The organism is Gemmobacter sp. (assembly GCF_016792925.1).
Classification (GTDB): Bacteria; Pseudomonadota; Alphaproteobacteria; order Rhodobacterales; family Rhodobacteraceae; genus Gemmobacter.
The window spans coordinates 1-9,929 of record NZ_JAEULU010000189.1 but is presented as its reverse complement, the minus strand read 5'-3'; the positions used below and the strand labels follow the sequence as shown (position 1 = coordinate 9,929).

Sequence of the window (9,929 nt, the reverse complement as noted above, 5' to 3'; positions counted from 1 at the left end):
CAAAAGGCGATCAAAAAATGGACGCAAAAGACGTGACACAGATTTCACAGACCTATATCGCGCCGCCCGATGCGGTGCGCGAAAGCTTTACCGATGCTGCCGCCGCCGTGGCGCGGCTGGAGGCGCTTTATGCCGAGGCCGTCGATTTTCTGACGGCAGAGTTCAATGCGGTGATTTCCGGCACGCCGCCCGCCGCGCGGGTGCGGGCCTGGTATCCCGAGATCCGCTTTACCACCACCAGCTTTGCCAAGACCGACTCGCGGCTGTCTTTCGGCCATGTGGCGCAGCCGGGCAGCTATGCCACCACGATCACCCGGCCCGACCTGTTCCGCAACTATCTGGTGCAGCAGCTGGAATTGCTGATCCAGAACCATGGCGTGCCGGTGGAGATCGGCCTGTCGGAGACGCCGATTCCGGTGCATTTCGCGGTGGCGAACCGGCCCGGCATCGTGATCCCGCAGGAGGGGGTGCTGGATTTCCCGCTGCGCGATGTGTTCGACGTGCCGGACCTGGCGACGACGAATGACGACATCGTGAATGGCGTGCTGACCGAATACCCCGACGGCTCGCGCCCGCTGGCGCCCTTCACGGCGCAGCGGGTGGATTACAGCCTCGCGCGGCTGGCGCATTACACCGCCACCGATCCGGTGCATTTCCAGAACCATGTGCTGTTCACCAACTATCAATTCTATGTGGACGAGTTCGAGGCCTATGCGCGCAAGGTGCTGGGCGATCCGGCCTCGGGCTATACGGCCTTTGTGGCGACCGGAAACCAGATCATCACCACACCGGACGGGGCGGTGAACCTGCCCGCCAAGATGCCGCAAATGCCGACCTATCACCTGAAGCGCCCCGACGGGCAGGGCATCACGCTGGTGAATATCGGCGTGGGGCCGTCGAATGCCAAAACCGCGACCGACCATATCGCCGTGCTGCGCCCGCATGCCTGGCTGATGGTGGGGCATTGCGCGGGGCTGCGCAACAGCCAGAGCCTTGGGGATTTCTGCCTCGCCCATGCCTATCTGCGCGAGGATCATGTGCTGGATGATGACCTGCCGGTCTGGGTGCCGATCCCGGCTTTGGCAGAGATCCAGATCGCGCTGGAAGACGCGGTGGAGCATGTGACCCAGCTGGAGGGTTACGAGCTGAAACGCATCATGCGCACCGGCACCGTGGCCACCATCGACAACCGCAACTGGGAGCTGCGCGACCAGTCGGGGCCGGTGCAGCGGCTGTCGCAATCGCGGGCCATCGCGCTGGATATGGAAAGCGCGACCATCGCGGCCAATGGCTTTCGTTTCCGGGTGCCCTATGGCACGCTGCTATGCGTCAGCGACAAGCCGCTGCATGGCGAGCTGAAGCTGCCGGGCATGGCGAGCGATTTCTACCGCACCCAAGTGGCGCGGCATCTGCTGATTGGCATTCACGCGATGGAGCTGATCCGGGAAATGCCGGTGGAGCGCATTCACAGCCGCAAGTTGCGCAGCTTTGAGGAAACCGCCTTCCTGTAAGGCATGGGCGAAACCTTGCGGCAAACCGCAATCATGGCAATCGGGGCTTGCACTTTGCCGCGAAAACCTGTGTAGCAAGGCCCCAGAAGCCCGGCATGCAAGCCTTGCAGCGATCGGGCAACGAAATATCCCCGAGGCGGGACCAAAGACAAGGAAAGACATCATGTCCAAACCGATGACCAAGACCCAGCTGGTTGCCGCTCTGGCCGAAGCCATGGGCGCCGACAAGAAAGTGGCCGGCGCAGCCCTGGACGCCGTGGCCGAAGTTGTGGCGCGTGAAGTGGCCGCCGGTGGCGCCGTGACCCTGCCGGGCCTTGGCAAAGTGGTGTGCAAAGAGCGCCCGGAGCGTCAGGTGCGCAACCCCGCCACTGGCGAGACCGTGACCAAACCGGCCGACAAGCAGGTGAAATTCACCATCGCCAAGGCGCTGAAGGACAGCGTGAACGCCTGACCCCGCTGCGGGTTTCGCGTTTCATGGGCCGCCCTTCGGGGCGGCCTTTTTCATCCGGGAGGCAGGCTATGGACATGCGCGCGATGATGATGGGGCTGGGTTTTGCGCTGGTCTGGTCTTCGGCCTATGCGACGGCGCGGGTGATTGTGACCGATGCGGGGCCGCTGTTGTCGCTGGCGATCCGCTTCACGCTGTCCGGGGTGATTGCGGTGGCGATGGGGGCGGCGCTGGGGCAAAGCCTGCGGCTGACGCAGGCACAGTTGCGCGCGGTGCTGGTGTTTGGCCTGTGCCAGAATGCGATTTATCTGGGGCTGAATTTCACCGCGATGCAATGGATCGAGGCCTCGCTGGCGGCGATCATCGCCTCGACCATGCCGCTTCTGGTGGCGGCTTTGGGCTGGCTGGTGCTGCGGCAGCGGCTGCCGATGCTGGGGGTGGCGGGGCTGGCCCTGGGATTTGGCGGCGTGGCGCTGATCATGGCGGCGCGGTTGCAGGGCGGGGCCGATCCGGTTGGCGTGGCGATGTGCCTGATCGCGGCGCTGGCGCTGGCGGGGGCGACGCTCACGCTGCGGGGCGCGGCCTCGGGCGGGAATGTGCTGGTGGTGGTGGGCTATCAGATGGGGGTGGGCGCGGTGGCGCTGGCCGCCTTGGCCGCGCTGGTGGAGCCGTGGCGGCTGAACCTCAGCCCGCATTGGGCGGCGGCCATGGCCTATCAGATCCTGATGCCCGGGATCTTTGCCACCGTGCTGTGGTTCGCGCTGGTGCGGCGCATCGGGGCGGTGAAGGCCGCGACCTTCCACTTTCTGAACCCGTTTTTCGGGGTGGTGATCGCGGCGCTGTTGCTGGGCGAGGGCATCCGCCTGACCGACATGCTGGGCGTGGCCGTGGTCATGGCGGGGATTCTGGCGGTGCAGGTCTCGCGTCAGGCGGTATAGGTCGCCAGATTGGCGGGCCGGGCCTGACAACGCGCCACCCAGTCGCGGATCAGCGGATCATCCGGGGTCAGATGCGGCAGCCAGGCATAGGGCGAATGCAGCAGCAGATCGACCGCGCTGTAGCTGTCGCCCATGATCCAGGGCCCGGCCTGCAAGGCGCTGTGCAGGCGGGCGGTCACGGCCTGCGCGTCGCGCCATGTGCCGTGGAACACGGGATGCGAGAGGCCCGCCACCTCGGTCAGCAGCGCCGGTTCCATCGCGGCGGTATACCAGCACATCCATGTGAGGAACACGCCCCACTCCGGCGTGCCGGGCGCGGGCGCCATGCTGCTGCCGGGAAACAGCGTGGTCAGATAGATCATGACCGCCGGCGTTTCCGAGATCAGATGGCCGTCATGATCCAGCAGCGGCACCTTGCCCTCGGGATGCGGGTTGGCGGGATCGACCGCACCCGAGCCATCGGAGCGGACAATGTTCACCGGGCGCGTGGTGACCCAATCTTGCAGGCTCATCTCCTCGATCAGGGCCAGAATGCGCCACGAGCGCGAATGCGGGGCGTGATAGAAGGTCAGCATCGGTTTTCCTTTTCTTTTGCTATGGGCTTGGTATGACTGGAGCCTCCTGTCAAAACCTGTCAGCATGTCATGGCCAAACCCGACCGCCTGTTCCGTGTCCTGGATGCGCTGCGCCGCCTGCCGCAGCCGGTGACGGCCGAGCGTCTGGCGGCGGAGATGGAGGTCTCGCCGCGCACGCTCTATCGCGACATCGGCGCCTTGCGGGCGGCGGGGGCGCGGATCGAGGGCGAGGCGGGTCTGGGCTATTGCCTGACGGAAGACCCGGCGCTGCCGCCGCAGATGTTCACCCGGCTGGAGGTGGAGGCGCTGATGCTGGGTCTGGCCGAGGTGGGCTTGGCGGGCGATCCGGCGCTGGCCAAGGCTGCCGAGGCGGCGGGGGCCAAGATCATCGCCACCCTGCCGGAACGGGTGCAGCGGCAGGCGCTGCATGCGGCGCAGGCGGTCTATCGCTGCGAGGCGCGCGCGCCTGCGCCCGCGCATCTGGGCCTGATCCGCGAGGCGATCTGGGAGGAACGCGCGGTGGACATGATCTATACCGATCTGTCAGGCCGCGAGACGCAGCGCCGGATTTACCCCCTGTCGGTGGTCTGGATGGACCGGGCGCTGATGCTGCTGGCGCAATGCCGGTTGCGGCAGGATTTCCGCCGCTTTCACCTGAAGGCGATGCGCGATGTGCGGCTGAGCGAGGAGAGTTTCCGCCCCGGCCGGGTGAGCCTGCTGCGCGCCTTTCACCGTATCCTGAAAGAGCAGCCTTACGAAAAGGATCGGGCTTTCGGGAAAGATCAGCCGCCCAAATGGCGCTGACCGCGTTTTTCGGCCAGCTCCATCTGGTGCATCCGCTCGCGGAACCGCTCCCGATCGGATTGTGAATATTCGGTCACACAGGCCGGGCATTGCACGCCATGTTCATAATCGGCATGCGCCTTGTCAGCCGCGCTGACCGGGCGGCGGCAGGCATGGCAGCTGTCATAGTCACCCGGCACAAGCCCGTGGCCCACGCTGACGCGCCCGTCAAAGACATAGCATTGCCCGTTCCACAGGCTGCGATCCTCGGGCACGTCTTCCAGATATTTCAGGATGCCGCCCTTGAGGTGATAGACATCCTCAACCCCTTGGCTGAGCAGGTAATTCGTCGATTTCTCGCAGCGGATGCCGCCGGTGCAGAACATGGCGACGCGCTTGTTGTGAAAGCGGGCGCGGTTGGCCTCCCACCAGGCGGGAAATTCGCGGAAACTGTGGGTGCCGGGGTCGATGGCGCCCTCGAAACTGCCGATGGCGACCTCGTAATCATTGCGGGTGTCGATCACCACCACATCGGGTTCGGCGATCAGCGCGTTCCAATCCTGCGGCGCGACATAATGGCCGACGCGGGCGCGCGGGTCGATGTCGGGCTGGCCCATGGTGACGATCTCGCGCTTCAGCTTCACCTTCATGCGGCCAAAGGGCATGGTTTCGGCGTGGCTTTCCTTATGCTCCAGCGCGGCGCAACCGGGCAGGGCGCGCAGATGCGCCAGCACGGCGTCGATGCCCGCGCGCGGGCCTGCAATGGTGCCATTGACCCCCTCGGCGGCCAGCAGAAGCGAGCCCTTGACGCCCTGCATGTCGCACAGCGCTTGCAGGGCCGGGCGCAGGGCCGCCGGATCGGGGAAACGGGTGAAGTGATAGAGTGCGGCAATGGTGATCATGCCCCCGATCTGCCGCTTTGCCCCCGCGATTGCAAGCGCGGCATTGACGCATGGCGCAGGCCGTCTTAGCCAAGGGAAAACCCGGAGGTCCCGATGCGCCCAGCCCATGAAGCCCTGATCGTTGTCGATGTGCAGAATGATTTCTGCCCCGGAGGTGCGCTGGCCGTGGCGGGCGGCGATGCGATCATCCCGGAAATCAACGCGATGCTGCGGCAATATCCGGTGCGGGTGCTGACGCAAGACTGGCACCCCGCCGGCCATAGCAGCTTTGCCGAAAGCCACCCCGGCGCCGCGCCGTTTTCCAGCATCGAGATGCCCTATGGCCCGCAAATCCTGTGGCCCACCCATTGCGTGCAGGGCACGGCGGGGGCGCAATTCCACCCGCGGCTGGAGACCGAGCCGGGCGACCTGGTGATCCGCAAGGGCTTTCGCCCCGCCATCGACAGCTATTCGGCGTTTTTCGAGAATGACCACCAGACGCCGACCGGGCTGGAGGGCTATCTGCGCAGCCGTGGCGTGGAAAAGGTGGTGCTGGTCGGCCTCGCCACTGATTTCTGCGTGACCTATTCGGCGCTGGATGCGGCGCGGCTGGGCTTCAAGGTGGCCGTGAAGATGAGCGCCTGCCGCGCCATTGATCTGGATGGATCGCTGGCCGAGGCCTGTAGCCAGATGATGCGGGTGGGCGTGGACCTGCTGTAAATCGCGGTTTCCACTCAGAAAGTCTTAACACCTCTGCCCTAGGGTCTGACATGAGGATCTGGTGGCGAGGTTTCGATGGTCTCCGCAGGCATGGATGCGCGGGCGGAATTCCGGCGGCGCAACAGTGCGACAGGCTTGCTTCTGCGCTATGCGCGGGGGCGGTTGCGTGGGTTTTACCTGCGCCAGACCATGACCCTGTTCGGGGCCCTGGCCATGGCGCTGATGGCGCGGGTGGAACTGGGGCTCTGGGCGATCGGGCTGGCGCTGCTGGGAGAATCGGCCGAGGCGTTGATTCTGTGGCGCATTCTCAAGCGGCCCGATGGGCCGGGCCGCCGCTTGCGACGGATCGCGGCGGCCGTGGCCGGGTTTCAGGCGCTGACCATCGGCGGCTGCATCTGGATTTGCTGGGGCTTCATCCCCATTGCCGAGGCAAAGTTCTTCGCGCTGGTCTTTCTGATGGCGGCGGTGACCAATGCGGGCATGGCCTCGCGCCATTTCCCGGAAGGCACTGTGGTGCGCTATTGGGTCTATGCGCTGGTCACGGTGGGCATGCTGACCGAGCTGTTGCTGACACGGCGCGATCAGGGGGCGGTGTTCCTGATCCTGGCGGTGCTGATCCTGACCTATGCGGTGGCGCTGTTCATGAACACGGTCTCCCGCAGCCGGGCCGACCGCTATCGCTTTGAACGCGCGCTGCTGGATGAACAGGTGCAACTGAGTCTGTCGCGCGCCGAGCTGGAGCAGACCGCGCGCCGCTATGAGCGGCTGGCGCTGGTGGCGCGCTATGCCGGCGACAGCGTGATGTTCACCACGCCCGACGGGCGGATCGAATGGGTGAACGAGGCGTTCAGCCGCATCACCGGATATAGTTTCGACGAGGCGGTGGGGCAATTGCCGGGCGATCTGCTGAATGCGCCCGACACCGAGCAGGAGGCTTTGGCCGAATTGCTGGCCGCCATCGAAGAGGGGCGCCCCTGCCGGGTCGAGATCAAGAACCGCACCAAGGCTGGTGGCATCATCTGGATGGACATCAACATGAGCCCGGTCTTCTCGGCGGATGGGCGTCTGGATGTGTTCATCTCGGTCGAGCGCGACATCACCGAGGCCAAGGCGCAGCAGATCGAACTGGCGGCGGCGCGCCAGGTGGCCGAGGCCGCCAGCCGGGCGAAATCGCAATTCCTGGCCACCATGAGCCACGAAATCCGCACGCCGATGAACGGGGTCATCGGGGTGGCAGAGCTGCTGGCGGATACCACGCTGGACACGGTGCAGCGCGATTACGTCGCGACCATCGTGGAAAGCGGCCGGGCGCTGCTGACCATCATCAATGATGTGCTGGATCTCTCGAAGCTGGAGGCCGGGCGCATGGATCTGGCCGAGGAGGATTTTGACCTCGCGGCGCTGATCGGGCGCAGCATCGAATTGCTGCGGCCGGTGGCGCAGGGCCGGGGGCTTTGGCTGGAGGCCGATCTGCCGGGGGCGCTGCCGCGCCATCGCGGCGATCCGGGGCGGCTGCGGCAGGTGCTGCTGAACCTGCTGGGCAATGCGGTGAAATTCACCGAAACCGGCGGGGTCCGGCTGCGGCTCGACTGGCGCCCGGGCGAGCAGGTCGACCGGATCGACCTGCATGTCGAGGATACCGGGATCGGCATCCCCCCCGAACGGCAGGCCCAGGTGTTCGACAGTTTTGCCCAGGCCGACAATACGATCGGGCGCCGCTTTGGTGGCACCGGGTTGGGGTTGACCATCTCGCGCGAGATGGTGCGGCGGATGGGCGGCGATATATCGCTGGTCTCGGCGCCGGGCCATGGCTCCACCTTCACCATCAGCCTGCCCCTCGCCCGGGCCGAAGCCGCCACGGCGGGGCCGCAGCCGGGGCTGGAGGCCCCGCGCACCGCGCTGCGCATTCTGGTGGCGGAGGATAACCGCACCAATGCGCTGATCGTGCGCCGCCTGCTGGAACCCTGTGTTGCCGCGTTCCATGCCGCCGAGGATGGCGCGGCGGCGGTGGCCGCCTGGGAGCAGCAGCGCCCCGATCTGATCCTGATGGATGTTTCGATGCCGGGCATGGACGGGCTGGAGGCGACGCGGGTGATCCGCACCGCCGAACAGCGCGCCGGGCTGCCCCGGGTGCCGATCTTCGCCTTGACCGCCTATTCCGACGCCGAACATCAGGCGGCCTTCATCGTGGCGGGCATGGATGGCGCCCTGACCAAGCCCTTCCTGCGCGCCGAATTGTTCACGCTGCTGCGCCATGTGGCCGCCGGGTCTGTGCCCGGCCAGCCACAGCCCGATGCTTCTGGTTTTGACCTTTCCCCCGGCTTTGCCTTAGACAGGGAGGCAAAGGGAGAGGCGGCATGGTCGACATCGCATCAAGGGTGCACAACCACAACTGGAAGATCGACCCGATCGTCCGGTCGCTGATCGACACAGACTTTTACAAGCTTTTGATGTGCCAGTCTATTTTCCGAAACAAGCCGGAAACCCAGGTGGCGTTCAGCCTGATCAACCGCTCTGCCTCGGTGCGGCTGGCCGAGATCATCGACGAGGGCGAATTGCGCGAACAGCTGGATCATGTGCGCAGCCTCAGCCTGTCGCGCGGGGAAAGCACTTGGCTGCGCGGCAATACATTCTATGGCAAACGCCAGATGTTCCGCCCCGATTTCATGGAATGGTTCGAGGGGCTGCGCCTGCCCGCCTACCATCTGGAAAAGCGCGACGGCCAGTTCGAGTTGACCTTTGAAGGCCGCTGGCCCGAGGTCATGCTGTGGGAAATTCCGGCGCTGACGGTGCTGATGGAGCTGCGCGCGCGGGCGGTGCTGAAAAGCATGGGCAAATTCGAGCTGCAAATCCTCTATGCCCGCGCGATGAGCCGGCTCTGGGAGAAAATCGAACGCCTGCGCCGCATTGACGGGTTGAAGATCGCCGATTTCGGCACCCGCCGCCGCCATGGCTTTCTGTGGCAGGATTGGTGCGTGCAGGCGATGCAGGAGGGTCTGGGCGAGGCCTTTACCGGCACATCCAATTGCAAGATCGCCATGAAACGCGACATCGAGGCCATCGGCACCAATGCGCATGAACTGCCCATGGTCTATGCCGCGCTGGCCGACAGCGATGCCGAACTGGCGCAGGCGCCCTATAAGGTGCTGGCCGATTGGCACGAGGAGCATGACGGCAACCTGCGGGTCATCCTGCCCGACACCTATGGCACGGAAGGGTTTTTGAAAAACGCGCCGGACTGGCTGTCGACCTGGACCGGCATCCGAATCGACAGCGGCGATCCGGCGCAGGGGGCGGAAACCGCGATCCGCTGGTGGCGCGCGCGGGGCGAAGACCCGACGAAAAAGCTGGTGATCTTTTCCGACGGGCTGGATGTGGACAAGATCGAGGAATTGCACGCGCAATTCGCGGGCCGGGTGAAGGTGTCCTTCGGCTGGGGCACGATGTTGACCAATGATTTCAGGGGATTGGCCGGGGATCGGCTGGCGCCATTCAGCCTGGTCTGCAAGGCGGTCAGCGCCAATGGCCGCCCCACGGTGAAACTGTCGGACAATCCGAACAAGGCGATGGGGCCTGCGGCAGAGGTCGCGCGCTATAAACGCGTCTTTGGCGTGGGCGAACAGCGGGCCGAGGCCGTGGTGGTGTGATGCGCCGCCGGGCCTAGCCCTCATCCACCTTGCCGCGCAGCGATTTCACCTCGCCGCGCTGCGCCTTGGCCTCCAGCCGCCGCCGCTGGCTGCCCAGGGTGGGCTTGGTGGCGATGCGGCGCTTGGGGGCGACGAGGGCGGCGCGGATCATCTCGACCAGCCGCTCCTCGGCCAGCGCGCGGTTGCGGATCTGGCTGCGGGTCTCCTCGGCGCGGATGACGATGGCGCCCTCGGTCGTCCAGCGCCGCCCGGCCAGACGCTTCAGCCGGGCCTTCACGGCGGGGCTGAGATGCGGCGAGCGTTCGGCCTCGAAGCGCAGTTCGACGGCGGTTTCCACCTTGTTCACATTCTGCCCGCCGGGGCCCGAAGAGCGCGAAAAGCTCTCGGTCAATTCCCAATCGGCGAGGGTGAGTGTGTCGGTGATCC

10 protein-coding genes are annotated in these 9,929 nt (G+C 65.6%); 7 read left to right on the top strand and 3 right to left on the bottom strand.

All coding sequences use genetic code 11. From position 1 onward, the window contains the following. The first annotated feature begins 17 nt into the window (after positions 1 to 17). From JNN06_RS08795 to JNN06_RS08785, 3 genes are all read left to right on the top strand, one after another. Positions 18 to 1,511 (top strand): AMP nucleosidase, encoded by a 1,494-nt coding sequence (locus JNN06_RS08795; protein WP_291239212.1) that lies wholly within the window; start codon positions 18 to 20, stop codon positions 1,509 to 1,511. Between the two features lie 163 nt (positions 1,512 to 1,674). After that, entirely contained in the window at positions 1,675 to 1,962 is a 288-nt protein-coding gene (locus JNN06_RS08790; protein WP_291239211.1) for an HU family DNA-binding protein, read from the top strand. A 68-nt stretch (positions 1,963 to 2,030) separates the two neighbouring features. Further along, positions 2,031 to 2,897, top strand: coding sequence for a DMT family transporter (locus JNN06_RS08785; RefSeq protein WP_291239210.1), 867 nt, complete (start codon positions 2,031 to 2,033; stop codon positions 2,895 to 2,897). On the opposite strand, the gene JNN06_RS08780 is transcribed toward JNN06_RS08785, so the two are convergent. Then, positions 2,885 to 3,472: a glutathione S-transferase family protein gene (locus JNN06_RS08780; RefSeq protein WP_291239209.1), complete on the bottom strand. Its 588-nt coding sequence runs from the start codon at positions 3,470 to 3,472 to the stop codon at positions 2,885 to 2,887. The two genes, JNN06_RS08785 and JNN06_RS08780, sit on opposite strands and share 13 nt — an antisense overlap. 69 nt (positions 3,473 to 3,541) lie before the next feature. Between JNN06_RS08780 and JNN06_RS08775 the strand changes: the two genes are divergently transcribed. Next, positions 3,542 to 4,276, top strand: a complete 735-nt coding sequence (locus JNN06_RS08775) for a WYL domain-containing protein (RefSeq protein WP_291239208.1) — start codon at positions 3,542 to 3,544, stop codon at positions 4,274 to 4,276. Here the strand turns inward: JNN06_RS08775 and JNN06_RS08770 are convergent. After that, positions 4,255 to 5,157: a rhodanese-related sulfurtransferase gene (locus tag JNN06_RS08770; RefSeq protein WP_291239207.1), complete on the bottom strand. Its 903-nt coding sequence runs from the start codon at positions 5,155 to 5,157 to the stop codon at positions 4,255 to 4,257. The two genes, JNN06_RS08775 and JNN06_RS08770, sit on opposite strands and share 22 nt — an antisense overlap. A gap of 93 nt (positions 5,158 to 5,250) precedes the next feature. Here JNN06_RS08770 and pncA point away from each other — a divergent pair, with 93 nt between their 5' ends. The 3 genes from pncA (at position 5,251) to pncB (ending at position 9,503) form a co-directional block, all read left to right on the top strand. Next, the gene (gene pncA, locus JNN06_RS08765) at positions 5,251 to 5,856 is read left to right on the top strand and encodes a bifunctional nicotinamidase/pyrazinamidase (protein ID WP_291239206.1); all 606 of its coding nucleotides are present in this window, start codon (positions 5,251 to 5,253) and stop codon (positions 5,854 to 5,856) included. 189 nt (positions 5,857 to 6,045) lie between these two features. Continuing rightward, complete coding sequence (locus JNN06_RS08760) at positions 6,046 to 8,280, top strand: PAS domain-containing hybrid sensor histidine kinase/response regulator (RefSeq protein WP_291239205.1); 2,235 nt, start codon at positions 6,046 to 6,048, stop codon at positions 8,278 to 8,280. Beyond that, positions 8,214 to 9,503: a nicotinate phosphoribosyltransferase gene (pncB, locus tag JNN06_RS08755; protein ID WP_291239204.1), complete on the top strand. Its 1,290-nt coding sequence runs from the start codon at positions 8,214 to 8,216 to the stop codon at positions 9,501 to 9,503. Before JNN06_RS08760 ends, pncB begins: the two co-directional genes overlap by 67 nt. Before the next feature lie 13 nt (positions 9,504 to 9,516). Here pncB and arfB read toward each other — a convergent pair whose 3' ends face one another. After that, the gene (gene arfB, locus JNN06_RS08750; protein WP_291239203.1) at positions 9,517 to 9,927 is read right to left on the bottom strand and encodes an alternative ribosome rescue aminoacyl-tRNA hydrolase ArfB; all 411 of its coding nucleotides are present in this window, start codon (positions 9,925 to 9,927) and stop codon (positions 9,517 to 9,519) included. Positions 9,928 to 9,929: the final 2 nt, after the last annotated feature.

Excerpts from the sequence above, each read along its gene's own strand:
- JNN06_RS08770 (WP_291239207.1), bottom strand. The coding sequence starts at position 5,157 with ATGATCACCATTGCCGCACTCTATCACTTCACCCGTTTCCCCGATCCG.
- pncA (WP_291239206.1), top strand. The coding sequence starts at position 5,251 with ATGCGCCCAGCCCATGAAGCCCTGATCGTTGTCGATGTGCAGAATGAT.
- JNN06_RS08760 (WP_291239205.1), top strand. The coding sequence starts at position 6,046 with ATGACCCTGTTCGGGGCCCTGGCCATGGCGCTGATGGCGCGGGTGGAA.
- pncB (WP_291239204.1), top strand. The coding sequence starts at position 8,214 with ATGGTCGACATCGCATCAAGGGTGCACAACCACAACTGGAAGATCGAC.
- JNN06_RS08775 (WP_291239208.1), top strand. The coding sequence starts at position 3,542 with ATGGCCAAACCCGACCGCCTGTTCCGTGTCCTGGATGCGCTGCGCCGC.
- JNN06_RS08785 (WP_291239210.1), top strand. The coding sequence starts at position 2,031 with ATGGACATGCGCGCGATGATGATGGGGCTGGGTTTTGCGCTGGTCTGG.
- JNN06_RS08795 (WP_291239212.1), top strand. The coding sequence starts at position 18 with ATGGACGCAAAAGACGTGACACAGATTTCACAGACCTATATCGCGCCG.
- JNN06_RS08780 (WP_291239209.1), bottom strand. The coding sequence starts at position 3,472 with ATGCTGACCTTCTATCACGCCCCGCATTCGCGCTCGTGGCGCATTCTG.
- JNN06_RS08790 (WP_291239211.1), top strand. The coding sequence starts at position 1,675 with ATGTCCAAACCGATGACCAAGACCCAGCTGGTTGCCGCTCTGGCCGAA.